23 protein-coding genes are annotated in these 22,790 nt (G+C 67.5%); 14 read left to right on the top strand and 9 right to left on the bottom strand.

Translation table 11 applies throughout. The features are described 5' to 3' along the window. Together cydB and MKD38_RS26105 are read left to right on the top strand one after the other, a co-directional pair. The gene (gene cydB, locus MKD38_RS26110) at positions 1–1,008 is read left to right on the top strand and encodes a cytochrome d ubiquinol oxidase subunit II (protein WP_252681584.1); all 1,008 of its coding nucleotides are present in this window, start codon (positions 1–3) and stop codon (positions 1,006–1,008) included. Then, complete coding sequence (locus MKD38_RS26105; RefSeq protein ID WP_115713389.1) at positions 1,008–1,163, top strand: DUF2474 domain-containing protein; 156 nt, start codon at positions 1,008–1,010, stop codon at positions 1,161–1,163. Before cydB ends, MKD38_RS26105 begins: the two co-directional genes overlap by 1 nt. Before the next feature lie 25 nt (positions 1,164–1,188). On the opposite strand, the gene MKD38_RS26100 is transcribed toward MKD38_RS26105, so the two are convergent. The 5 genes from MKD38_RS26100 to MKD38_RS26080 all read right to left on the bottom strand — a co-directional run bounded on the left by MKD38_RS26100 (position 1,189) and on the right by MKD38_RS26080 (position 7,848). Continuing rightward, positions 1,189–1,953, bottom strand: coding sequence for a fumarylacetoacetate hydrolase family protein (locus MKD38_RS26100; RefSeq protein WP_252681581.1), 765 nt, complete (start codon positions 1,951–1,953; stop codon positions 1,189–1,191). A gap of 77 nt (positions 1,954–2,030) precedes the next feature. Next, positions 2,031–3,479, bottom strand: a complete 1,449-nt coding sequence (locus tag MKD38_RS26095; RefSeq protein WP_252681579.1) for an MFS transporter — start codon at positions 3,477–3,479, stop codon at positions 2,031–2,033. 109 nt (positions 3,480–3,588) lie between these two features. After that, positions 3,589–5,115 (bottom strand): amidase family protein, encoded by a 1,527-nt coding sequence (locus tag MKD38_RS26090; protein WP_252681577.1) that lies wholly within the window; start codon positions 5,113–5,115, stop codon positions 3,589–3,591. Between the two features lie 93 nt (positions 5,116–5,208). Continuing rightward, positions 5,209–6,513 (bottom strand): MFS transporter, encoded by a 1,305-nt coding sequence (locus tag MKD38_RS26085; RefSeq protein ID WP_252681575.1) that lies wholly within the window; start codon positions 6,511–6,513, stop codon positions 5,209–5,211. A gap of 114 nt (positions 6,514–6,627) precedes the next feature. Further along, entirely contained in the window at positions 6,628–7,848 is a 1,221-nt protein-coding gene (locus MKD38_RS26080) for a pyridoxal-phosphate-dependent aminotransferase family protein (RefSeq protein WP_252681573.1), read from the bottom strand. A gap of 191 nt (positions 7,849–8,039) precedes the next feature. On the opposite strand from MKD38_RS26080, the gene MKD38_RS26075 reads away from it, so the two are divergent. The 7 genes from MKD38_RS26075 to MKD38_RS26045 all read left to right on the top strand — a co-directional run bounded on the left by MKD38_RS26075 (position 8,040) and on the right by MKD38_RS26045 (position 16,440). Further along, positions 8,040–8,765: a GntR family transcriptional regulator gene (locus MKD38_RS26075; RefSeq protein ID WP_252681571.1), complete on the top strand. Its 726-nt coding sequence runs from the start codon at positions 8,040–8,042 to the stop codon at positions 8,763–8,765. 175 nt (positions 8,766–8,940) lie between these two features. Next, positions 8,941–10,995, top strand: coding sequence for a LamG-like jellyroll fold domain-containing protein (locus MKD38_RS26070; protein WP_252681568.1), 2,055 nt, complete (start codon positions 8,941–8,943; stop codon positions 10,993–10,995). A gap of 98 nt (positions 10,996–11,093) precedes the next feature. Continuing rightward, the gene (locus MKD38_RS26065; protein WP_252681566.1) at positions 11,094–11,327 is read left to right on the top strand and encodes a hypothetical protein; all 234 of its coding nucleotides are present in this window, start codon (positions 11,094–11,096) and stop codon (positions 11,325–11,327) included. Positions 11,328–11,377: 50 nt separating this feature from the next. Beyond that, a complete protein-coding gene (locus tag MKD38_RS26060) occupies positions 11,378–13,534 on the top strand; it encodes a phosphocholine-specific phospholipase C (RefSeq protein WP_252681563.1) in 2,157 nt (718 codons plus the stop codon). A 158-nt stretch (positions 13,535–13,692) separates the two neighbouring features. Continuing rightward, a complete protein-coding gene (locus MKD38_RS26055; RefSeq protein ID WP_252681561.1) occupies positions 13,693–14,580 on the top strand; it encodes a LysR substrate-binding domain-containing protein in 888 nt (295 codons plus the stop codon). Between the two features lie 91 nt (positions 14,581–14,671). After that, a complete protein-coding gene (locus MKD38_RS26050; RefSeq protein ID WP_252681558.1) occupies positions 14,672–15,691 on the top strand; it encodes a M14 family zinc carboxypeptidase in 1,020 nt (339 codons plus the stop codon). Further along, on the top strand, positions 15,688–16,440 hold the full coding sequence (locus MKD38_RS26045) for an alpha/beta fold hydrolase (RefSeq protein WP_252681556.1): 753 nt from the start codon (positions 15,688–15,690) through the stop codon (positions 16,438–16,440). The genes MKD38_RS26050 and MKD38_RS26045 overlap by 4 nt, the downstream gene beginning before the upstream one ends. On the opposite strand, the gene MKD38_RS26040 is transcribed toward MKD38_RS26045, so the two are convergent. The 4 genes from MKD38_RS26040 to MKD38_RS26025 all read right to left on the bottom strand — a co-directional run bounded on the left by MKD38_RS26040 (position 16,426) and on the right by MKD38_RS26025 (position 19,462). Beyond that, a complete protein-coding gene (locus tag MKD38_RS26040; RefSeq protein WP_252681554.1) occupies positions 16,426–17,013 on the bottom strand; it encodes a TetR/AcrR family transcriptional regulator in 588 nt (195 codons plus the stop codon). The two genes, MKD38_RS26045 and MKD38_RS26040, sit on opposite strands and share 15 nt — an antisense overlap. Before the next feature lie 208 nt (positions 17,014–17,221). Beyond that, positions 17,222–17,842 carry a copper resistance protein CopQ gene (locus MKD38_RS26035; RefSeq protein WP_252681552.1) on the bottom strand — a complete coding sequence of 207 codons (621 nt, stop codon included), beginning with the start codon at positions 17,840–17,842 and terminating at the stop codon, positions 17,222–17,224. 395 nt (positions 17,843–18,237) lie between these two features. Next, positions 18,238–18,804 carry a TetR/AcrR family transcriptional regulator gene (locus MKD38_RS26030; RefSeq protein ID WP_115700271.1) on the bottom strand — a complete coding sequence of 189 codons (567 nt, stop codon included), beginning with the start codon at positions 18,802–18,804 and terminating at the stop codon, positions 18,238–18,240. Positions 18,805–19,075: 271 nt separating this feature from the next. After that, on the bottom strand, positions 19,076–19,462 hold the full coding sequence (locus tag MKD38_RS26025; RefSeq protein WP_252681550.1) for a hypothetical protein: 387 nt from the start codon (positions 19,460–19,462) through the stop codon (positions 19,076–19,078). 337 nt (positions 19,463–19,799) lie between these two features. Here MKD38_RS26025 and MKD38_RS26020 point away from each other — a divergent pair, with 337 nt between their 5' ends. The 5 genes from MKD38_RS26020 (at position 19,800) to MKD38_RS26000 (ending at position 22,716) form a co-directional block, all read left to right on the top strand. Next, a complete protein-coding gene (locus MKD38_RS26020; protein ID WP_371925750.1) occupies positions 19,800–20,744 on the top strand; it encodes an alpha/beta hydrolase in 945 nt (314 codons plus the stop codon). Between the two features lie 145 nt (positions 20,745–20,889). Next, complete coding sequence (locus MKD38_RS26015; RefSeq protein WP_010812500.1) at positions 20,890–21,174, top strand: hypothetical protein; 285 nt, start codon at positions 20,890–20,892, stop codon at positions 21,172–21,174. 120 nt (positions 21,175–21,294) lie between these two features. Then, positions 21,295–21,987, top strand: a complete 693-nt coding sequence (locus tag MKD38_RS26010) for an alpha/beta hydrolase (protein ID WP_252681545.1) — start codon at positions 21,295–21,297, stop codon at positions 21,985–21,987. A gap of 57 nt (positions 21,988–22,044) precedes the next feature. Next, on the top strand, positions 22,045–22,413 hold the full coding sequence (locus MKD38_RS26005; RefSeq protein WP_112775198.1) for a hypothetical protein: 369 nt from the start codon (positions 22,045–22,047) through the stop codon (positions 22,411–22,413). 111 nt (positions 22,414–22,524) lie between these two features. Beyond that, positions 22,525–22,716, top strand: a complete 192-nt coding sequence (locus tag MKD38_RS26000) for a hypothetical protein (RefSeq protein WP_252681542.1) — start codon at positions 22,525–22,527, stop codon at positions 22,714–22,716. The last annotated feature ends 74 nt before the right edge of the window (positions 22,717–22,790 follow it).

The following is a 22,790-nucleotide window of genomic DNA, read 5'->3' as shown; positions in this document are numbered from 1 at the left end:
ATGGGCATCGACCTCTCGCTTCTCTGGATCGTCATCATCTTCTTCGGCGTGATGATGTACGTGGTGATGGACGGCTTCGACCTGGGCATCGGCATGCTGTTCCCGTTCGTGCCCGACCGGCATGACCGCGACGTGATGATGAACACCGTCGCGCCGGTCTGGGACGGCAACGAGACCTGGCTGGTGCTGGGCGGCGCCGGGCTGCTGGCGGCGTTCCCGCTGGCGTATTCGGTGGTGCTGAGCGCGCTCTACCTGCCGCTGATGCTGATGCTGCTGGGCCTGATCTTCCGCGGCGTGGCGTTCGAGTTCCGCTTCAAGGCCAATGACCGCGAACGCCCGGTGTGGGATGCCGCCTTCATCCTCGGCTCGGCTACGGCCGCCTTCTTTCAGGGTGTGGCGCTGGGCGCCTATATCGACGGCATCAAGCTGGAGGGCCACCGTTTTGCCGGCGGGCCGCTGGACTGGCTGGCGCCGTTCCCGCTGTTCTGCGGCGTGGGACTGATCGTGGCTTATACGGTGTTGGGCAGCACCTGGCTGATCATGAAGACCGAGGGCGACCTGCAGCAGCGCATGATCCGTTTGACCGGCACGCTGGCATGGCTGCTGCTGGCGGTGATCGCCGTGATCAGCCTGTGGACGCCGCTGACCCATCCCGAGATTGCGCAGCGCTGGTTCAGCCTGCCCAACCTGTTCTGGTTCTCGCCGGTGCCGATCCTGGTGGCGCTGTGCATGTTCATGCTGATGCGCGCGCTGCGCCGCGAGCCCGATATCTCGCCCTTCCTGTATGCGCTGGGACTGGTGTTCCTGGGCTACAGCGGCCTGGCGATCAGCGTCTGGCCCAATATCATCCCGCCCGGGATCTCGATCTGGGAGGCCGCGGGGCCGCCGCAAAGCCAGGGCTTTGCGCTGGTGGGCGCGCTCTTCATCGTGCCCTTCATCCTGATGTACACGGTGTGGGCCTACTACGTGTTCCGCGGCAAGGTCCGCCACGGCGAGGGCTATCACTGATGGGCGCGCCGCATACGGACAGCGGCACCCGCACCGGCACCTGGCTGCGCCGCGTCGGCTGGCTGGTGCTGATCTGGGCCGCCAGCGTGGCGGCGCTGGGCGTGGCTGCGTGGGTGCTGCGGCTGATCATGCGGGGCGTCGGCTTCCACAGCTGACGCCCTCGCGCACCGGTGCGCGGCCTCAGAGCTGGACCGAGGCCTCGCCGATACCATCGAACGCCACCGTCACCAGGTCGCCGGCGGCGGCATCGAGGATGCCGACCCAGGTGCCGGTGGTGACTACCGTGCCGGCCTCGACGCGTGCCCCGTCGCGCGTGGCATGGCGCAGCCATGCAACCAGTCCATAGGCCGGATCGCCCAGCGCGTGGGCGCCGCGGCGCTCGAAGGTTTGCGCGCCGATCTGCACCAGGCAGCGCTGGCTGGCCCAGTCGCGCGCGGCATAGTCGCGCCACGCCCCTAGTACCAATGCGCCATGCGCCTGCAGATCCGCCAGCTTCAGCAAGGCAGGGGCTGCCACGTACTGCTGCCAGCGCGAATCGACGATCTCGATGGACACCGCCATCGCCTCGACCAGTGCAGCCGCGCCGGCATAGTCGAGGCTGGCCGCTTGCGCCGCGTCCACGCCCTGCCCCAGCCGCAGCGCGATCTCCGCCTCGATGCCGCGCCATGTAAAGGGGAAGTCGCCGGCGTGCGCGGGGCTGGTCCAGACCCCGCCCGCCGGCAGACGCGCATGGGTCAGCGTGGCCTCGCGCGAGGGGCCGCCGGATTTCCAGTACGCGGCGCCGGGCTCTTGCCAGCCCATTGCTTGCGCAACGATGGCTTGCACCGCGTAGGCCTGCTCGGCGTTGTCGAGTGCCGTGGCAAATGCGTGCGCATCGGCGCAGCGGTGTTCGCGCCGCGCGCTGAGCAGGGCCTGGGCGACGCAGTCGATATCGGTGGTGGTCATGACTTGGATGATTCCTTGTGGATCAACAAATATTGCCTGGCAAGCCGCGCCCGCACGCTGGCGGGCTCGGCCAGGCTTCAGGAAGCGCTGGCGTTGGCCGTTTCGCCGCGGATCTCGCGCTGGCCTTCGGCGTCGTCGTCGGTCTCGCCCATGGCGCGGCCGAAGGTCTCAGGCGCAAACTGCACCGCCAGCGCAAAGACGCCATACATGGCCGCCAGCATGCTGAACATGCCGCCGACGCCGTAGGTCTCGAACACGCGCCCGCTGATCAGCGGCGTCAGCGCCCCCGCCAGCGTGCCCAGCGCCAGGATCACCGAGGTGCCGAACGCGCGCACATGGGTAGGATACTGTTCCGGCGCGAAGATCCAGATCGAGGTATTCAGCAACACCACGCAGAAGGTGAAGGCCGCGCCGAACAGCAGCACCAGCGCCACGTTATACGTCAGGAAGCCGAAGCACAGCCCCGCTGCGCAGGCCAGCCCCGCGCCGACGGTCAGCACCCGCTTGCGCGGGATGTGATAACCGCAGTACGACGCCGCCAGCGCGCCGAACAGGCTGCCGCTCTGCATCACCATGGTGAAGAGAAAGCTCTTGGAGATGGTATAGCCCTGCGCCATCAGGATGGTCGGCATCAGTGTCAGCACCGAGATCTGCGCGCCGTAGGTCATCGACACCGCAATGCCCAGCGCGATGGTGCGCCGTCCCAGCCGGCCCTTGAAGATATCGCTCAGCCGCACCTTGGCCCGCGGCGCTTCGTCCTGCACCGCCGCCTTGATATAAGGCGTGGGCTCGCCATCTAGCTTGCCCAGTTTTCCCGATGCCAGCACCGACAGCACCCGGTTGGCCTCGTCGACGCGGCCCTTGGACAGCAGGAAGCGCGGCGTCTCGGGGATAAAGCGCCGGTAGAAGATGACGAAGAACGCCGGCAGCACCAGGCAGGCAAAGAGCCAGCGCCAGCTGTCCGGGCCCGGGAACATGGCGAAGACCGCCAGGCCGAATGCCGGCGCCAGCATATTGCCGAGGCCGCCGCTGCCGACGCTGACCAGGCCCACCGCGGTGCCGCGGAAGCGGGTCGAGCACAGCTCGGCCAGCATGGTCACGGCGATCGAGATCTCGCCGCCCAGGCCGATGCCGACGATAAAGCGGCCCGCCGCCAGCACCCAGTAGTTCGGCGCCAGCGCACAGATGATGGCGCCCAGCGTGAACAGCAGCAGGTTGGCGCTCAGCATCGCGCGCCGGCCGTAGCGGTCGGCGATATAGCCCGAGCCAATGCGCCCCAGCGCGGCGGCGCTGAACGTCAGCGTGTTGAGAAAGCCGATTTCCGCCACCGAAATCCCCCACTGCTCGCGCAGCATGGGACCGATCAGGCCGACGGCGTTCTGCTCGAACACATCGAACATCACGCCCAGCATGATCATGAAGATGATCTTCTTGTGCGAGGCGGTCACCCCGATGCCGTCCATGGCCCGGTCCAGCTCGTGCTGCTGGGGGGAATTCGGCGATTGAACTACAGTTTCTGCGCCCATCTTTTGTCTCCTCCTCGTCTAGAGGTGCCGCGGTGTGCCCGCGAGCCTGGCGCCGCCGCGAGCGGCGGGCATTGGTCGAGCAGCGATAAAACTTCGTTCCGGCGCGCCGTTACTCCAGGGCCGGCGTCGAGTGCGGCGGCCGGCGGGCCTGCAAGGCCTGCTCGGCCGCAAACGCCAGGCGCAACAGCACGGGCTCGGTGAAAGGCAGGCCGAAGAATTCCAGCCCCACCGGCACGCCTTGCGGCGCATTGCGCTCGGGCGCGGAAAACCCGGCCGGGATGACGATGGCGGGAAAGCCGGTGGCCGACGCGAGCACGCCGTTGCGCTCGGCCTGGGTCTCGCCGACCGGAACCACCAGCCGCCGCTGGTGCGGAAACACCAGCGCATCAAGCCGGTGGCGCGCCATCAGGTCGCGCAGCCATTGGCGCAGGGTGTGCTGGCGCTGCATGCGCTCGCGGTATTCGGGCTGCCGGTCGCTCAGCGCGGCCGCGGTGGCCAGCGTTCCGGCCACGCTGGGATGCACGCCGCCCGCGGCGATGATGTCCTGCGTGGACCGCACCCGCACGCCAGGCGCCAGCTGCGACAGGTAGGCGTCGAGATCGCGCGCCATCTCGTAGTGGTGCACCAGCGTGGAAGCCAGCAGCTCGTCGGGGCTGATCGCGTCGTCGATGTCGACCAGATCGGCGCCCTGCGCCGCGATGACGGCCAGCGCCTGCTGCATCACGGCGTTGACCGGTCGATGCACGTCCTGGCCGCCGAAGAAGCTGCGCAGCACGCCGATGCGCGCGCCCCTGAGTCCGTCGCGGTCTAGGCTCGCGGCATAGCTTGCCGGGAGATGGCTGGCACCTTCGCTGGTGACCGGATCGGCCGGGTCATGGCCGGCGATGACGTCGAGCACCAGCGCGGTATCGGCAACGGTGCGCGTGATCGGGCCGATGGTGTCCTGCGTCAGCCCGCACGGGACCAGCCCGGCCCGGCTGATCAGCCCCATGGTCGGGCGCAGTCCGACCAGGCTGTTGGCCGACGCCGGAGAGCGGATCGAATTGACCCCGTCGGTGCCGATGCCAAGCACGCCGAAGCTGGCGGCGATGCCGGCGGCGGTGCCGCCGCTGGATCCACCCGGCGTGCGAGCCAGGTCATAGGGATTCAGTGTCTGCCCGCCCAGCGTGCTGACGGTCTCGCCACCGGAGGCAAGCTCGTGCAGGTTGGTCTTGGCCAGCACCACCGCGCCCGCCTCGCGCAGGCGGCGGATGACAAAGGCATCGTTGCCGGACTCGTTGCCGCGCAGGCATTCGGCGCCCGCCGTGGTAGCCATGCCGGCGCATTCGATGTTGTCCTTGACCAGCACCGGCATGCCATGCAGCGGCGCCATCGGTTGAGACGGATTGCGCGCAGCGACGGCGTCGAGGCGATCCGCTTCTTCCAGCGCCTGCGGATGGACCTGCAGGATGCTGCGCAGCGCGGGGCCGCGCTGGTCATAGGCGGCGATGCGGTCCAGGCAGCGGCTGGCCAGCTGCCGCGCCGTCAGCGTGTCGTCGCGCATTGCGGCATGCGCGCCGGCAACGGTGGCTTCCACCACGCTGAACGGCGCGTGCTGGCCCGGGCCGTCTGACACCGGTTGGTACGAGGTTTTCATGAGGGGATTTCCATGCGCCGGCACGGGCGCGTGTAGGGTTGATGGGAAGTGCGGCGGGGCCGCGGCAAGGTGGCCGCGCCGCGCCCTGCCCGGCTATCGGTTGACCAGCCTGGCGGGAATGGTCCAGATCGCGAAGGCCCCAAGGACCAGCATGCCGGCGATCATGTAGTAAGCGCTGTTGCCGCTCTGGGTCACGTCGCGCAGGTAGCCGATCATGTAGCCGCTGGTAAAGCCGGCCAGGTTGCCGATCGAATTGCTCATGGCGATCGCCGTGGCCGCTGCCGCGCCGCTGAGGAACGCCGTCGGCAGGGACCAGAACAGCGGCGTGCAGGTCAGGATGCCGGCAGCGGCGATCGACAGGAACACCAGCGACAGCGCGGTGTTGTGCATCACCCATGGCAGCGCCAGGAAGCCGATCGCGCCCATCATGCAAGGGATGATCAGGTGCCAGCGCCGTTCGCGGTGCTTGTCGGCGCTACGGCCGAAGAAATACATCGCGACGATGGCGGCCATGTACGGGATCGCGCTCAGCAGGCCGATATGGAGCGGGTCGGCGACGCCGGTCGACTTGATAAAGGTCGGCAGCCACAGCGTGATGCCGTACTGCCCCGTGACATAGCAAAAGCAGATCAGGCTGATCAGCCAGACGCGCGGATCGGTGAACACCTTGCCGACGCGGGCCTGCGGATCCGCCGCCTTGACGTCCTCCGCCTTGGCCTGCTCGAGCACGCGCTTCTCGTCGCTCGTGAGCCACTTGGCCTTGGCGATGGAGTTGTCGAGGTAGTAGAAGCAGAAGGCACCCAGCAGCACCGCCGGCACCGCCTCGATGATGAACATCCATTGCCAGCCGCCCCACCCGCCCACGCCGGCCATGCTGCCCATCAGGAAGCCGGACAGCGGATTGCCGATGATGCCGGACAGCGGCGAGCCCATGCAGTAGATGGCCATGATCTTGGCGCGCCGGTGCGACGGATACCAGCACGACAGGTAATACACGATGCCGGGCGTGAAGCCGGCCTCGGCCAGGCCCAGCAGGAAGCGCAGCGTGTAGAACTGGGCTGGCGTCTCGACGAAGGCAAAGCACGCGGACAGTATCCCCCACGTGATCATGATCCGGCCGATCCACACCTTGGCGCCGAACTTGTGCAATGCCAGGTTGCTCGGCACTTCGAACAGGAAGTAGCCGATAAAGAAAATCCCGGCGCCCAGCCCATAGACGGTTTCGCTGAAGCCCAGTTGCTGCGACATCTGGAGCTTGGCAAAACCTACGTTGACACGGTCGAGATAGGCGATCAGGAAGCAGACCATCAAAAATGGCACCAGCCTCCAGCTCACCTTGCGATAGGTCGCATCCTCGAACGTCCTGATCCTTGTTCCCGCCTGCAGGGTCGTATCCACAGCGTCTCCTCTGTTTTTTTGTCAGGTACGGCAGTGCTGCGCTGATCCGTTGCGATCAGTTTCCGGCCGGGGCGGCGCACGCGCCGGCCCCGGTTGCGGATGGGAAAGGCTGCGTCAGGCGGCAGCCTGGAGCGACAGCGGCACGGTATGCGCGGCGAGATAGTCCATCGCGGCAATGGTGCCGCTGGCGGCGACCGGCACGCCCGAGATCTTCAGCCCCATCTCGCAGCCGGCCAGCGTGGCCATCAGCGTGAGGTCGTTGCAGTCGCCCAGATGGCCGATGCGGAACATGCGGCCTTTGACCTTGCCCAGGCCGGCGCCGAGCGACATGTTGAAGCGCTCGTAGATGTGGCGGCGCACCACGTCCGCATCGACGCCGTCGGGCATCATCACGCCGGTCAGCACCGGGCTGTAGACCGACGGATCCGCGCACTGGATCTCCAGGCCCCAGGCCCTGACCGCGCGGCGGCAGGCCTCGGCCAGGCGCAGGTGGCGGGCAAAGACGTTGTCCAGGCCCTCCTCCAGGATCATGTCGAGCGCTTCCGACAACCCGTACAGCAGGTTGGTGCTGGGGGTGTAGGGCCAGTAGCCGGTCCGGTTCATCTCGATGATCTCGTTCCAGCCCCAGAAGCTGCGCGGCAGCCGGGCCAAGCGCGAAGCCTCGATGGCCTTGGGCGACACCGCGTTGAAGCTGATGCCCGGCGGCAGCATCAAGCCCTTCTGCGAGCCCGACACGGTCACGTCGACGCCCCACTCGTCGTGGCGATAGTCGGCGGAGGCCAGCCCGGAGATGGTGTCGACCAGCAGCAGCGCCGGGTGCCCGGCCGCATCGATGGCTCGGCGCACCGCCGCAATATCCGACGTCACGCCGGTCGAGGTTTCGTTGTGCACCACGCATACGGCCTTGATGGCATGCGTGGCATCGGCGCGCAGGCGGGCCTCGATCATGTCGGCCTGCACGCCGTTGCGCCAGCCTTCGATGCCGGGCAGGCCGAGGAACTCAGGGCGGATGCCCAGGTTCTCCGCCATCTTCTTCCACAGCGTGGCGAAGTGGCCGGTTTCGAACATCAGCACGGTGTCGCCGGGGCTCAGCGTGTTCGACAGCGCGGCTTCCCACGCGCCGGTGCCCGAGGCCGGATAGATCACCACCGGGTGTTCGGTCTTGAAGATCTTCTTGATCCCGTCCAGCACCTTCAGGCCCAGCGCGCCGAATTCCGGGCCGCGATGGTCGATGGTCGGATAGCTGATGGCGCGCAGGATGCGGTCCGGCACCGGGCTGGGACCGGGGATTTGCAGGAAGTGGCGGCCGGCGGGGTGAAAGTTGAGATTCAGCATGGAACTCCTCCGTTTGAGTTTTGAATGCAAAATACTCTAGCAAAGGAGTGACGAAAAAACAGGTCCTGCCGGGACCTTTTTCGCTAGCGTTTACCCGGTAAATCTCGGTGAAACTCGGGTTTACGATCAATCTGGCGTTCCTGTTAAGCGGCTGCTAAACTTGCATTCAATCTGTCCACAGGACGAATTGAATGCAAATCCAAGCCGACTCCAACCGTGACCTGCCGCGCCAACTGCCCCCGGTGGAACGTCAGCGCCTGCACGACACCGTGGTGACACATCTGCGCACCTTGATCATCGAGGGCGCACTGGAGCCGGGTCGCAAGCTCAATGAGCGCGAGCTGTCGGAAACCCTGGGCATCTCCCGCACGCCGCTGCGCGAAGCGCTGAAGGTGCTCGCGGCGGAAGGGCTGATCGAGATCTCGCCCAACCGCGGCGCCAGCGTCGCGCGGCTGTCCGCGACGGAAATACGCGATACCTTCGAGCTGTTGAGCAACCTGGAGGCGTTTTCCGGCGAACTGGCTTGCGAGCGCATCACCGCCGTGGAGCTGGCCGAACTGAAGGCCCTGCACTACGCGATGCTGGCCTGCCGTGCCCACGAAGACCTGCCCGGCTACTACCGCCTGAACCACCAGATCCATGACCGCATCAACCTGGCGGCGCGCAATGCGGCGCTGCGCCAGACCTACCTGGCGGTGAACCGGCGGTTGCAGGCGCTGCGCTTTCGCTCCAACTACCGCAAGCCCAAATGGGACAGCGCCATCCACGACCATGAAGAGATGCTGGCGGCACTGGAAGCCCGCGACGGCAAGCGCATGGCCGAGATCCTGCGCCAGCACCTGCTCGACAAGCGCGACGCCGTGCTGCTGATGCAGGCGGGCGTGGGCGACGAGGCCGGCGTCACCCAGCAAAACTAACTTGTGGCGGCAGGTCCGCCACAAGAATCCGAATAGCCCCATCAGCATTCTTTGCCCCGCTGTCACCACCGTGACAACCCCGCTTCTTACTCTGCGAGCGCATTGCGGCACACGCAATCCGCCGCGCGGCCATGCCGCCGGCGCACAACAACGCAGATGAACAGGGGAATGAACGATGGCAGGGAACCTTGCACCTGGCTGGTTGGCCGGGATGGAGCGCGGCCGTGTGCTGGCCGGCACCGTCATGGTCGTGCTGGCCGCGACGCTGGCAGGCTGTGGCGGCGACGATAGCGCGCCGTCCGGGGCGCCCAACGATACCAACCCCAGCAAGCCCGCGCCGGAGCCTGAGCGCGCCAGCGGCCCGCGCGTGCTGCTGGTCGGCGTCGACGGCGCCACCTATGCGCAGGTGCAAGGTGGGGTGCTGCGGCGCGAGCTGCCCAACCTGGCCAGCATGAACCTGGTACCGACCGCCACCGGCGGCATGCCCGGCACCATCACCGCCCAGCCCCCGCTCGACGCGCCCAGCTGGGCCACGGTGCTGACTGGCGCCTGGGCCAACCGCCATGGCATCGATGACGACACCGGCAGCACCGCGCTGCGCGCGCCGACCGTGTTCCATTACCTGCGCGCAGCCGGCAAACCCGGCGGGCAGCAAGGCGCCGTGGTCAGTGCGCCGGCCTTGCCGGTGCTGCTCAAGACCGACCAGGACGCGGGCGTGCTCGATACGCTGGTCGATTGCGCGGGCGTCGACCGCTGCGTCACGCAGAATGCCGTGCGCCAGGTGCAGTCCGGCTATGGCGTGGTGTTCGCGCAGTACAGCGCCCCGGCGCAGGCCGCGCAAGCCAGCGGCTTCGGCAACGGCGCCTACGCCACCGCGCTCGGCGAGACCGACCGGGCGCTGGGCGAACTGCTCGCCGCCGTGGCAGCGCGCCGCCAGGCGCAGCCGGGCGAGGACTGGCTGGTGCTGGTCACCACCAGCCACGGCCTGGATGCCACCGGCGCCACCACCACGGTGCCGACGGTGGAGAACCGTACCGCCTTCCTCGCCACCAACAAGACCCTGAACGGCGCGCTGGCCAGGCCCGGCGCCGCGGCCCCCGACACCCCGGCGGACCTGTCCGCGCTGCCGACCGAGGCCGACATCGTCCCGACCGTGCTGGCACACGCCGGCGTCGCCCTCGACCCCGCGGCAACGCGCCTCGACGGCTCCGCGCTGACCACCGCCACCGCCGGCGTGCGCGCCATCGGCGCCAGCATCAGCCAGTACAACGACGCCATCACGCTGACCTGGCAGAACCCGAGCCCGGCTTACGGCGTCACGCGCGTGCTGCGTGACGGCGTGCAGATCGCCGCGCTGGGACCCGAGGTGCGGACCTTCACCGACCAGGCCTTCGACATATCCACGGGCCTGTACCAGTTCAACTACACGCTGGTGCGCAACGACGTGCCGGTGTCGTACCTGGCGCAGATCCACTACGTCAAACCCGTCACGCTGATGCCATCGCTGCTCGATGGCCTGGCGTCGTATTTCAGCCTGGACAGCAAGCCGTTCGCCGACCCAAAGAACGCGGCCACGCTGGGCCCGTGGGTGGCAAGCCTTGACGGCGGCACGCTCGCGGCCGACAACTTCGGCCGCCAGTCGCTGCAGCTCGACTCGCGCATCGACAGCTACCAGCTCAAGCACAACGCTGCCGATATCGCGCAAAGCCCGCAATTCACCATCGGCCTCTGGTTCCGCACCGACTGCACCCAGGGCAACAGCACCGGCGAGCCGATCCTGTCGAACAAGAACTACATCTCGGGCGGCAATGCCGGCATTGCCATCGCCCTGTTCGGCAGCTGCGAGATCCGCTTCAACCTGGGCAGCGGCAGCGGCAAGCGCGACGACATCAACGGCATGAAGGTCTCGGCCAACCAGTGGGCCTACCTGGCGCTGTCGGTCGACGCGGCGGCGAAGCGCTTCAGCGCCTACGTCATCGACCCGGTGCTCGGCCTGCAGAAGACCGAGAACAAGGCGATCGCCAATACCGACGTGACCAGGCTCGCCGGCCTCGGCACCGGCTGGGGCGTCAACGACGACGCCACCCACAACTACGTTGGCAACAACCCCGGCGCGCTCAAAGGCGTGATGGGCCTGAACGACCTGGCGATGTGGACGCGCGTGCTGACGCTCGACGAGCTGAAGGCCATCACCGGCGCACGCCAGCCGCTGTCGACGCTGAATCCCTGAATCCCCGAACCGGCGGTGCACCCGTTTCCTGAGGCAACGGGTGCCCAGCCGGCCTTTACCCTCCCCGCCTCCCGATCCCCCAGCAGGAGATTGACACCATGACCTTCCGACCTTCCACCCTGGCCCGGCCGCACTGGCTGGCCGCCTTGCTGCTGAGCGCGGCGCTCGCCGGCTGCGGCGGCGACTCCGGCGAGGGCACCAGCGGCACCCCGGCCGCGGCGCCGACCACGCCCGGCGCGCCCGGCACCGGCGGCAACCCCGGCCAGGGGAACGGCAGCGACCGGCCTGGCGAGACCCCGGCGGTCAAGCCGCAGCTGCGCTGCGCGCCCTGAACCTGGCCCGGCCTGTCTACCCTCCCCGCAACCATCCGGCACCGAATCCCATGAACCCCCAAAGCAGACGCAACTTCCTCAAGCTCGCCGGCGGCAGCGCCGCCGCCACCGCCGCGCTGGCGGCCTTTCCGCCGTCGATCCGCCGCGCCCTGGCGATCCCGGCCAACAACGCCACCGGCACCATCCGCGACGTCGAGCACGTGGTCATCCTGATGCAGGAGAACCGCTCGTTCGACAACTACTTCGGCACCCTGCGCGGCGTGCGCGGCTTTGGCGACCGCTTCCCGATCCCGCTGGCGGGCGGCCTGAACGTCTGGCAGCAGACCTATACCAACGGCAGCACCACCCGCACCCTGCTGCCTTACCACCTCGACAGCAGCGCCGGCAATGCGCAGCGCGTCAGCGGCACCCCGCACTCGTATCCCGACGCGCAGAACGCCTGGGACCTGGGCCGCATGAACAAGTGGCCCACCTACAAGCAGCCCCAGTCGATGGGCTTCTACACCGAAGCCGAGCTGGATTTCCAGGTGGCGCTGGCCAATGCCTTCACGCTGTGCGACGCCTACCACTGCAGCTTCCATGGCGGCACCAACCCCAACCGCCTGTTCCACTGGACCGGCACCAACGACCCGGCCGGCGACTTCGGCGGCCCGGTGATCGACAACAGCGGCGACTCGTTCACGGGCTCGAACACGCCCTATACCTGGAAGACCTACCCGGAGCGCCTGGAAACCGCCGGCGTGAGCTGGAAGGTCTACCAGAACATGCCGGACAACTTCACCGACAACCCCCTCGCCGGCTTCAAGCAATACCGCGACGCCAATGCCGCGCGCGGCAACCAGGCCAACGGCAGCCCTTATCCGCCGTACACCAGCGCCGACGACGCGGTCAGCCCGCTGCTCAAGGGCGTGGCCAACACCATGCCCGATGGCGGCTTCCTGCAGGCGCTGCGCGACGATATCGCCGCGGGCAAGCTGCCGCAGGTGTCGTGGATCGTGGCGCCGGCCACGTACTCGGAGCATCCCGGGCCGTCCAGCCCGGTGCAAGGCGCCTGGTACACGCAGGAGGTGCTCGATGCGCTGACCGCCAATCCCGCGGTCTGGAGCAAGACCGTGCTGCTGATCAACTTCGACGAGAACGACGGCTATTTCGACCACGTCCCGCCGCCCTGTGCGCCCGCCTATGACGGCGACACGCTGGCCGGCGCCACCACGCTCGACCCCGAACAGCTCAAGCCGGAATACCACGTCGACAAGCGCCCCTACGGCCCTGGCCCGCGCGTGCCGATGTACGTGGTCTCGCCGTGGAGCCGCGGCGGCTGGGTCAATTCGCAGGTGTTCGACCACACCTCGGTGCTGCGCTTCCTGGAAGCGCGCTTCGGCGTTGCGGAACCCAATATCAGCGGCTTCCGCCGCGCAGTGGCGGGCGACCTGATCTCGGCCTTCAACTTCGTCAGCCCCAACACCAACCCCCTGCCCGAACTGCCGAGCCGCGACAAGGCCAGCGCGGACGCCATCCGCACCGCGCAGGGCGTGCTGCCGCAGGTGCCGCTGCCTCCGGCTGGCAGCCAGCAGATGCCGCAGCAGGACCCCGGCACGCGCCCGTCGCGCGCCCTGCCCTATGAACTGCACGTCAGCGCGCGCGAAGACGCCCGCGACCAGCGCGCGGTGTGGCTGCTGTTCAGCAACACCGGCACGGCGGCGGCGGTGTTCCACGTCTACGACCGGCTGCACCTGGACCGCGTGCCGCGCCGCTATATGGTCGAGCCGGGCAAGGAGCTGCATGGCAGCTGGGACGTCTTTGCCACCGACGGCGGCAAGTACGACCTGTGGGTGCTGGGCCCGAACGGCTTCCACCGCGCCTTCCGCGGCGACGTCGCGGCGGTGACCGCGGCCGGCGCCAGCGCGCCGGAGATCCGCGTCTGCTATGACATTGCCAACGCCGCGATGTACGTGGACATGATCAATACCGGCAGCGCCCCCTGCACCTTCACGGTCCAGGCCAACGCCTACCGCACCGACGGCCCGTGGACCTACGAAGTGCCCGCCGGCATGCAACTGCAGCAGCACTGGCCGGTGGCGCGCCAGGGCAACTGGTACGACTTCACCGTCACCACCGCGCAAGGCGGCTTTACGCGCCATTTTGCCGGGCGCATCGAAACCGGCAAGGACGGCGTGTCCGACCCGGCGATGGGCGCGGCCGGCTGACGCAAACCGTCGACCCGGCGCAACGACAGGCCCCCGCCCCGGCCGGTCCCAAGCGGACCGGCCCGGGCGGGCGTAGCCGTTTTGTCATATTGGGCCGCTAGACTGCGCGGTCGTCCGGGCCGGTCCGGACCCCTTCCCCAAACTCCGCGCGGATGACCATGCTAGGCGACCTGCTGATGACCTTTTTCGAAGTGGCGCGCCAGGGCAGCATCACCATGGCGGCGCGGCAGTTGCGCGTGAGCCAGCCCACGGTCACGGGACGCATCCGCCAGCTGGAGGAAACTTACGGCGTGGAGCTGTTCCATCGCCGCGCCAGCCGCGTCGACCTGAGCGATGTGGGCGTGGCCCTGATGCCGGTGGTCGAGCAACTGATGCAGCAGGAAGGCAATGCCGACTACCTGCTGCGCAACGCGGGCAACCTGCGCTTCGGCAACCTGCGCATCGGCGCCACCGGGCCGTATTACATCCTGCGCGCAGTGGCGGCGTTCCGGCAGCGCTATCCGGCGATCGACGTGAGCCTGGACATCGGCAACTCGCAGCAGATGCTCGAAGCGCTGTTCGAGTACCGCATCGACGCGGCGGTGTCCTCGCATCCGGTGGACGATGACCGCCTGGCCTGCATCCGGCTGGCGAGCGACCCGATGGTGCTGGTGGTCCATCCCGACCATGCGCTGGCACGGCTGGCGCAGATCGACCTGCCGCAGCTGCGCGGCTGTCACCTGCTGGTGCGCGAGCACGGCTCGATGACACGCAAGACGATCGAAACCGCGCTGGCCGCATGCGGACTGGAACTGCCCCCGCACACCGTGATCGGCAGCCGCGAGGCCATCTACGAGGCGATCCGCCAAAGCCTGGGCGCCAGCGTGGTGCCGCTGGGCGAGGTGCCGCGCGACCCGCTGCTGCGCGTGGTGCCGTTTGCGTCGGGCGCGCCGGTGCTGCACGAATACCTGTACTGCCTGCAGAGCCGGCGCCAGACGCGGCTGGTCGGCGCCTTCCTGGATTGCGTGGCGCCGGATGCCGCGACGCTCACCGCCCACGCTGCCTGACCCGGCGGTTTTCATCTTCGGAGCCCCCGCTGCATGCCAGCCGCACCACGCCTTGTCCCATTCCATCTCATGGCCGCCACCCGGTGAGCCCATGCACCCGCGCGCCGACTTCCCGGAATATGACCAGTTGCTGACCTTGCTGGATGCCGGCAGCCACGTGCTCGACACCCGGGTGGTGTGCGAGACCACCGTGCAGGGCCACCGCTTTGGCGTGCATGTCGCCGCGCTCGGCAGCCGCGACCCGGGTGCGCCCGCGATCGGCATCTTCGGCGGTATCCACGGGCTGGAGCGCATCGGCACCCAACTTGTGCTGGATTACCTGCGCTCGGTGCTGTCCCGCCTGGCCTGGGACGAGCTGCTGCACCGCGAGCTGCAATCGGTGCGGCTGGTGTTCATGCCCATCGTCAACCCCGGCGGCATGTGGGCCGGCACGCGCGCCAACCCCAACGGCGTCGACCTGATGCGCAACGGCCCGCAGGATGCCGACGCGCGCGTGCCCTTCCTGGCCGGCGGGCAGCGCATCGGCGCCTGGCTGCCGTGGTACCGCGGCGCCGCCGGCGCGCCGATGGAGGCCGAAAGCAGCGCCTTGCTGCGCGTGGTCCGGCAGGAACTGCTGCCGCGCCGGCTCAGCTTTGCGGTGGACTGCCATTCCGGCTACGGCTGGCGCGACAGCATCTGGTTTCCGTACGCGCGCACGCGCCGGCCGATGCCGCACCTGGCCGAGATGTACCTGCTCAAGACCCTGTTCGAGCAGGCCCACCCGCACCATGGCTATACCTTCGAGCCGCAGAGCCACCAGTACCTGCTGCACGGCGACCTGTGGGACCATGCCTATGACCTGGCGCCGCGCGGCAACCTGTTCCTGCCAATGACGCTGGAGTTGGGCTCGTGGCTGTGGATCAAGAAAAACCCGCGCCAGCTGTTTTCGCGCGAGGGCATCTTCAACCCGATCAAGGCGCACCGCACCGCGCGCGTGCTGCGCCGGCACGTCAGCCTGTTCGACTTTCTCGGCCGCATCGCCTTTGCCTCGGACCGCTGGCCGCCCCGCGGCGCGCAGCGCGACGAGCTGCTGCAGCAGGCACGCGCGCACTGGCACACGGAGCCGCCATGAGCCGATGGGTATTCTTGCGGGGACTGACGCGCGAATCGCGTCACTGGGGAACGCTTCCGGCGCGCTGGGAGGCAGCCGGGCTGGGACGCCCGCTGTTGCCTGACCTGCCCGGCAATGGCGCGCTGTCGGCGCAGCCCGCGCCGTGGAGCGTGCGCGACATGGTGACGGCGGTGCGGCGCCAGCTGACCGCCGCCGGCGTGCCGGGACCGTACCGCGTGCTGGCCATGTCGCTGGGGGCGATGGCCGCGATCGAGTGGGCCAGTACGTATCCGGAAGAAGTGAGCGGCCTGGTGCTGGTCAACACCAGCATGCGGCCCTTCTGCACGCCGGCGCAGCGCCTGCGTCCGCGCAACTGGGGCAGGCTGCTGCGCGTGGCGCAGCGCTGGCGCGATCGCGCGTATTGCGAGCGGACCATCCACGCCATCACCTGCGCACGCACCGACACGCAGGCCGCCGACCTTGCGCAGTGGCAGGCCATCGCGGCGGACGCACCGGTCAGCCGGCAGGCCGCGCTGGCGCAATTGCTGGCCGCCGCGCGCTACTGCGCACCGGCCGAGCCGCCCCGCTGTCCGGTATTGCTGCTGGCTTCGGCGGCGGACCGCCTGGTCAACCCGGCCTGTTCGGCGCGCATCGCGCAGGCATGGGACGTGCCCTTGCTGACCCACCACTGGGCCGGCCACGACCTGCCGCACGACGACCCGCAATGGGTATGCGATGCGGTCGCACGCGCGGGATCACGCTTCGGCTAGCGCCTCTTCCACTGGCATGGCGCTGAGCAGCAGCGCCGCCGCGGCATCGACGCGTTCCCACGTGCCGAACAGCCGCGCGCTGATCAGCCCGTTCTGCAGCGCGCCGAATACCACCTGCGCCAGCTGCTGCGGCGGCAGCGCAAACGGCGCCGCGCCCCGGACGGCCGCCTGTTCGAACAGGCGCGCCAGCCATTGCTCGTTAAGGCGGGTGAAATCCTGCATCGCGGCGCGCACGGTATCAGGCATGGCCAGCACGTCGGCCGACAGCATGCCCACCACGCAGGCCTGGTCGGTGCAGGCACCGTCGCGCAGCGGCTGCAGGTATTGCCGCGCCTGCTCTGCGCACGGCTGGCTGGTATCGATGGCCTGCAGCCGTGCCCGCTTGCGCGCGCTGTATTCGCGCACCGCCTCGAGCACCAGGTCGTCCTTGGACGGGAAGTAATAGTGGATGCTCGAGGTCTTGACGCCGACCAGTTCGGCCAGGTCGCGGTAGCTGAAGCCGTTGAACCCCCGGCGACGGATCAGCACCAGCGCGTGTTCGACCAGTTGCTCGCGTACGGTTGGGGTATGCATGGCATCGACTCCTCGGCTTGCCGCCGGGCCATTCAGGCCGGCAGCGTTTGTGCGATCAGCGTGATGAGGGACCCGCTTGCAAGGCAAAGTCCAACCCATCCGCCCAGGATCAGCGCAGTGTCACGCCAACGCATGATCAACTCCTGAAGCAGGGCCGCAACATTGCGGCCCTATAGTTTTCGGTGGCCGGCGCCAGGCCGGCCGGCTCTCAGGCGATGGCGCCGTCGGTGTAGGGATCGACCTTGCCTACGCGCGCACCGTCGGTGTACGGGTCGAAGCTGCGGGCCGGTTCGGCCGACACGCCGCTGCGATCCAGGCCGGCAACCGTGCGTGCGCCGTCGGTGTACGGATCAGCCTTGCCTACGCGCGCCCCGTCGGTGTACGGGTCGAAGCTGCGGGCCGGCCCGGCCGACACACCGCTGCGATCCAGCCCGGCAACCGTGCGGGCGCCGTCGGTGTACGGGTCGGGCTTGCCCACGCGGGCGCCATCGGTGAACGGGTCGGCCTTGCCGCTGCGGAAGTTGTAGCCGTAGCTGTCGGCCGGCACCGTGGCCGCGATCATGCGCGCGCCGTCGGTGTACGGGTCAGGCTTGCCGACGCGTGCGCCTTCGGTGAACGGATCGAACTTGCCGCTGCGCGCGCCTTCCGTGAACGGGTCGAACTTTCCGGTGCGGGCACCGTCGGTAAAGGCATCGGCGTTGCCGACGCGGTAGCTGTAGCCGTACTTGTCGCCGGCATTGGCGTTCACGCTGGCGGCCTGCGCGACACCGCCGGCGAGCGCGGCGGCAAGGGTGGCGGCGGTGATCAGGGTCTTGGCGGTCTTGGTCATGATGGGCTCCTGGGGTGCGATGGTTCGGATCGCGTCAAATTCGGTATCAGTGGCTGTTGCAGTCCTTCTTCGGATTCCGCATCTATCAGTAGATAGATAACCAGTCCCAAAAAATGACCGCTTCCGGTCGTGCAATGGGATCGCCGTGTGCCGCCTGGTCTTGCTTGTTGGTGGCGGTGCTGCGCTTCCATGGACTTGATACTATCTACTACTAGGTAGAGAGTCAAGGAAAAACATTTCTATCGGTGCGATAGGCATTCGCCATGACGTCTTACGCCATTGTTTTTAAACTGATTTTCTACAGGCGGAGGGCAGCGCGGCGAGCCATAAAAAAACCGCCATGCGGCTTGCGCCACATGACGGCTTCAGACGCGCCACTGATATCGCGCGCAAACTCAACCGGACACGGCAGCCATCAGCGTGTCGGCAGCGGCCTCAACGCGGTCCGACGTGCCGAACAGGCGTGCCGCGATCAGCCCGCTCTGCAGCGAGCCGAATACCACCTGTGCGAGCCGCGCCGGCGGCACCGGGAACGGCGTACTGCGATGCGGCTGGGCCCGCTCCAGCAGCCCGGCGAGCCATTGTTCGTTCAGCAGGAAGAAGCCCTGCAGCATCTTGTGCACGGATTCCGGCAGGCACAGCGTTTCGGTCGACAGCATGCCGCACAGGCAGATCTGGTCCGAGCCGCAGCTGGCGCGGAATGGCGCCAGGTAGATGGCGGCCTGTTCGGTGACCGGCAGGCTGGTGTCGATGGCATTGATGCGCTCGGACAGGCGGGCGCTATATTCCTTCACCGCCTCCTGGACCAGGTCTTCCTTGGTCGGAAAGTAATAGTGGATGCTGGAGGTCTTCACGCCCACCAGCTCCGCCAGGTCGCGGTAGCTGAAGCCGTTGAAGCCGCGCCGCCGGATCAGGATCAGGGTGTGCTCGAGCAATTGCTCGCGTACGGATTGGGTTTTCATGCAAGCAGTTTATCTACGCGAAGATAGACGCTCAAGTTGAAATGCCCCGGGGCTGGGGTAATTCCCTAGCCTCGGGGCACGGTGCATTACATGGGCATTAGCCAGGCAGAACCTGCGCGGCGAAGGTAATCATCGAGCCACTCGTCACGCAAAGTACCAGCCATCCGCCAAGCAACAGGATGCTGTCACGCAAACTCATGATGGACTCCATCGGACGGCGGCCACGTGCCGCCATCGTAAGTTGTGGGCCGCCGGCCGGTGCCGGCGGCAATCAGGCCAGGGCGCCGTCGGTATAGGGGTCAGCCTTGCCGACGCGCGCACCGTCCGTGTACGGGTCGAAGCTGCGGGCCGGCTCGGCCGAGACGCCGGTGCGGTCCAGGCCCGCCACGGTGCGGAAGCCGTCCGTGTACGGGTCAGTCTTGCCGACGCGGGCGCCTTCGGTGAACGGATCGAACTTGCCGCTGCGCGCGCCCTCGGTGAACGGGTCGAACTTGCCGGTGCGGGCACCGTCGGTAAAGGCATCGGCGTTGCCGACGCGGAAGCTGTAGCCGTACTTGTCCCCGGCATTGGCGTTCACGCTGGCGGCCTGCGCCACACCGCCGACGAGCGCGGCGGCAAGGGTGGCGGCGGTGATCAGGGTCTTGGCGGTCTTGGTCATGATGGGCTCCTGGGGTGCGATGGTTCGGATCGCGTCAAATTCGATGTCGGTGGCTATTCAGTGGGTCGCTTTCCAGGCTCGCATCTACTAGTAGATAGATTCGCGGGCCTGAAAAAAAGACCGCTCAGGTCATGCAATGGAATCGCCACATTTCCGTGCCTTCTTGCTTTCGTTGCCAGTGCAGCGGTGCCATGGAGGGAATGCTATCTACTGATAGGTAGATAGTCAAGGAAAAAGATTTCTATCGAAGGAATAGCCGCCCTGCGCTCGCCAGGAAAAAGCGCTTCTGGATGAACAATTCTTCACTTGCAGAGCACGGCCTGCTAGCCTCTAGAAGATGAATCCTGACCCCCGCCCCCCTTCTAAAACCGCACGGCACCGCTGGCTGGCCGCGGCAGCAGGCATGGCCGTTGCGGCCGGGGTCGCGCGACATCTGCTGTTTCGTGCGCTGGAGCGCAAAGCCTTTGTCACGCCAACGGATGAGACAAGTCGCGCGGAACCACCCGACAATTCCGCCCCGATGGTGCGGCACGCCACCTTCGCCAGCGGCGACCGCATCCTCCACGCGGCCTGCATGCCGGTGGCAGACCCCGAAGCACCGGCCCTGATGGTGTGCCATGGCGACAACGAATGCCTGCCGGACTGGGCACCGGTGCAGGCCATGCTGGCCGATGCGGGCATCGCTTCCTACGTGTTCGATTACAGCGGCTACGGGCGCAGCACCGGACGGCCAAGCGTGCGCCGGCTGCGGCAGGATGCGATGGCCGCCTACCAGCAGTTCATCGCCGCCACGCCGCAATCGAAACGGCGCGTGGTGCTGGGACATTCGCTGGGCTCGGGCATCCTGCTCGATGTGGCACGGCGCTTCGAGCCGCAGCCGGATGGCTATGTGATAGCCGCGGGCTTCAGCTCGGCGCGGCTGGCCGCGGTGCAGACCGGCCGCATCCCCGCATGGGCTGCGTGGCTGCTGCCGGATCCGTGGAACAACGCAGCGCGTGCGAGCAAGCTGGAACGGCCACTGCTGGTGGTGCACAGCCGTGACGACGTGGTCATCGTGCCGCCCCACGCGGAACGCGTGGCAAGCGCTGCCAGGCATCTGCATGCGCTGGTCATGCATGAGGCCATGCCACACGATGCGGCCATATCGCCGGAGCATATCGACACCTTCTGGCCGCCGATCCTGCGCTTCATGCACGCGCAGGCGACTGGTCCGGAAGCGCCATCGCAGCAAGCGCGCGCTGCCGGTCCCATCAATGGCCGATCACATGGCCGATTAATCTAACGTAGAGTCCCGCAAGCGGCAATCATCCTTGTGGGCGAGGCGCCACGGCCAAGTGTCCGAGGGACGCGTTATCGATTTCTTGTCTATATTGGTCCTCATGGCGAAAGCCCGCAAACTCGCTGTTGACAGCACTGGAGGTACTGCCATGCGTTGGCTTGCAAACTTGTTCAGTCCGCCGACCCCGGAAAAAATTGCCGAAAGGGAACTGCAAGACATGAGGCTGACGCTATTCCAGGCCGAACGGCGCTTGCTCGAGGCACAGATGCAGGTCGCCTACTACCGCGATATGGTGGCGTTCCTGGAAGATGTCGCGGCCAAGGGCGTGGAAGACGTGGTCGACAAGCGCCGCGCCACACCGCCCGCCATGCCCGAACTGCCGGCGCGCACGCCCGGCCTGACCACGGTGCCGATCGTTCCGTCCGCGGCCTGAAGCGGACCCGATGCCGCGGCGCGTGCCAGGGCATGCGGCAAGGCAGGTCCGGACCTGTGCGATACTCGCGCTGCCTGACGCCCCCATGGCGCAGGCAGACCATCCACAGGAACCGGCCCCATGAGCGAACTGCTGCCCGCGATCGAAATTGAAACCGCGCCCAATCCCGGCTGCGCCGTCATCTGGATGCACGGACTGGGCGCCGATGGCAGCGACTTCGCCCCGGTGGTGCCCGAGTTGCGGCTGCCGGCCGCGCCCGGCGTGCGCTTTATCTTTCCTCATGCTCCGGCGATACCTGTGACCTGCAATGGTGGCTATGTCATGCCGGCATGGTATGACATCGTTTCCCTCGACCAGGCAGGCCGCCGCGCCGACGAGGCCGGCATCCGCGCATCCTGCGAGGCCATTCGCGCGCTGATCGCACGAGAAAATGCGCGCGGCATCCCGAGCGGGCGCATCGTGCTGGCCGGCTTCTCGCAAGGCGGCGCGATCGCCTACAGCGCCGGACTGACCCACCCGGAGCCGCTGGCCGGCATCGTGGCGCTGTCCACGTATATCCCCGCACCATCGATGCTCGCTGCCGAAGCCAACCCGGCCAACGCCGCCACGCCGGTGTTCGCCGCGCATGGCACGCAGGACGACGTGGTGCCGCTGGCCATGGGCGTGGCTGCGCGCGATTTCGTGCAGGCGCGGCCGAATCCGGTGACATGGCACACCTATCCGATGGGCCATGCGGTGTGCCTGGAAGAGATTGCCGAGATCGGCGCCTGGCTGGCTTCGCGCTTTGCACAGGCCGGCGCCGCGCCCGCCTGATCGCCTTCGACATGACCACGGCCGGCCCGCTGCGCCGGTCCGCACCAAGCTGCAAGCATGACCCTCGCCCCACCCCGCCGGATCGATTTCAATACCCGCAAGGCGCTGCTGTTCGCGCTGGCCGCGGAACGCCTGTCGGCCTACTACGAACATCGCAAATGGATGACCGACGCCCAGGGCGCCACGCTGGCCGGTGAATGGCTGTCGCGCTCGAAGCTGCAGTTGCCACTGTCGGAACGGCGCCTGCTGTCCGAACTGAGCGACCAGTTTGCGCGGCAGCTCGCCGACACCCTGTCGCGCGAAGCCGGCCTCTATGCCGCGCACGAAATGATGGAAGCGCTCGACCCGAACTACCAGTCCGCGTTCGCCTACGACATGCTCGAGGAATGCGAGCGGCTGCTGCACGAACACGGCGTCACGGAATAAGAACCACGGCCACGAAGCCTGCAAGGCGGCTGCGTTTGCAAAGGTTGACAATCGCCCGGCGTACGCGCGCTTAAACTTCGCGCACCAATGACGCCCCCACTGTCCGCCACCATGGAACGCAAGCACTGCCTGGCCTGGATTGCGCTGAGCATGATCGCAGCAGCCTTGCTGACGCTGCTGTGCCTGATCCTGAACGACCACGCCGAAACCCAGGCGCAGAAGCGCGTCGAGCAAATGGCTGTCCGCGTCAAGCCGGCAGGCGCGCTCCGGCCCGCAACTTCAGAACGACGACCAGGTAGTTAAGAAGGATTGCGATGCAGGCCGGACCGCGGGCTTGAGTGTAGACGCGCGCTCTCCCGGCAACTGCAAAGAATTGA

Origin of the sequence: Cupriavidus sp. WGlv3 (genome assembly GCF_023952475.1) — a bacterium.
GTDB classification, from domain to species: Bacteria; Pseudomonadota; Gammaproteobacteria; order Burkholderiales; family Burkholderiaceae; genus Cupriavidus; species Cupriavidus phytorum.
The sequence above is the reverse complement of the archived record's forward strand: the minus strand, read 5'-3'. Positions and strand labels throughout refer to the sequence as shown.

What these genes read in the sequence shown, in the direction of transcription:
- cydB (WP_252681584.1), top strand. Translation starts at nt 1, where the DNA reads ATGGGCATCGACCTCTCGCTTCTCTGGATCGTCATCATCTTCTTCGGC.
- MKD38_RS26095 (WP_252681579.1), bottom strand. Translation starts at nt 3,479, where the DNA reads ATGGGCGCAGAAACTGTAGTTCAATCGCCGAATTCCCCCCAGCAGCAC.
- MKD38_RS26060 (WP_252681563.1), top strand. Translation starts at nt 11,378, where the DNA reads ATGAACCCCCAAAGCAGACGCAACTTCCTCAAGCTCGCCGGCGGCAGC.
- MKD38_RS26005 (WP_112775198.1), top strand. Translation starts at nt 22,045, where the DNA reads ATGACCCTCGCCCCACCCCGCCGGATCGATTTCAATACCCGCAAGGCG.
- MKD38_RS26070 (WP_252681568.1), top strand. Translation starts at nt 8,941, where the DNA reads ATGGCAGGGAACCTTGCACCTGGCTGGTTGGCCGGGATGGAGCGCGGC.
- MKD38_RS26015 (WP_010812500.1), top strand. Translation starts at nt 20,890, where the DNA reads ATGCGTTGGCTTGCAAACTTGTTCAGTCCGCCGACCCCGGAAAAAATT.
- MKD38_RS26080 (WP_252681573.1), bottom strand. Translation starts at nt 7,848, where the DNA reads ATGCTGAATCTCAACTTTCACCCCGCCGGCCGCCACTTCCTGCAAATC.
- MKD38_RS26040 (WP_252681554.1), bottom strand. Translation starts at nt 17,013, where the DNA reads ATGCATACCCCAACCGTACGCGAGCAACTGGTCGAACACGCGCTGGTG.
- MKD38_RS26025 (WP_252681550.1), bottom strand. Translation starts at nt 19,462, where the DNA reads ATGACCAAGACCGCCAAGACCCTGATCACCGCCGCCACCCTTGCCGCC.
- MKD38_RS26090 (WP_252681577.1), bottom strand. Translation starts at nt 5,115, where the DNA reads ATGAAAACCTCGTACCAACCGGTGTCAGACGGCCCGGGCCAGCACGCG.
- MKD38_RS26000 (WP_252681542.1), top strand. Translation starts at nt 22,525, where the DNA reads ATGGAACGCAAGCACTGCCTGGCCTGGATTGCGCTGAGCATGATCGCA.
- MKD38_RS26030 (WP_115700271.1), bottom strand. Translation starts at nt 18,804, where the DNA reads ATGAAAACCCAATCCGTACGCGAGCAATTGCTCGAGCACACCCTGATC.
- MKD38_RS26065 (WP_252681566.1), top strand. Translation starts at nt 11,094, where the DNA reads ATGACCTTCCGACCTTCCACCCTGGCCCGGCCGCACTGGCTGGCCGCC.
- MKD38_RS26045 (WP_252681556.1), top strand. Translation starts at nt 15,688, where the DNA reads ATGAGCCGATGGGTATTCTTGCGGGGACTGACGCGCGAATCGCGTCAC.
- MKD38_RS26100 (WP_252681581.1), bottom strand. Translation starts at nt 1,953, where the DNA reads ATGACCACCACCGATATCGACTGCGTCGCCCAGGCCCTGCTCAGCGCG.
- MKD38_RS26050 (WP_252681558.1), top strand. Translation starts at nt 14,672, where the DNA reads ATGCACCCGCGCGCCGACTTCCCGGAATATGACCAGTTGCTGACCTTG.
- MKD38_RS26035 (WP_252681552.1), bottom strand. Translation starts at nt 17,842, where the DNA reads ATGACCAAGACCGCCAAGACCCTGATCACCGCCGCCACCCTTGCCGCC.
- MKD38_RS26075 (WP_252681571.1), top strand. Translation starts at nt 8,040, where the DNA reads ATGCAAATCCAAGCCGACTCCAACCGTGACCTGCCGCGCCAACTGCCC.
- MKD38_RS26055 (WP_252681561.1), top strand. Translation starts at nt 13,693, where the DNA reads ATGCTAGGCGACCTGCTGATGACCTTTTTCGAAGTGGCGCGCCAGGGC.
- MKD38_RS26020 (WP_371925750.1), top strand. Translation starts at nt 19,800, where the DNA reads ATGAATCCTGACCCCCGCCCCCCTTCTAAAACCGCACGGCACCGCTGG.
- MKD38_RS26105 (WP_115713389.1), top strand. Translation starts at nt 1,008, where the DNA reads ATGGGCGCGCCGCATACGGACAGCGGCACCCGCACCGGCACCTGGCTG.
- MKD38_RS26010 (WP_252681545.1), top strand. Translation starts at nt 21,295, where the DNA reads ATGAGCGAACTGCTGCCCGCGATCGAAATTGAAACCGCGCCCAATCCC.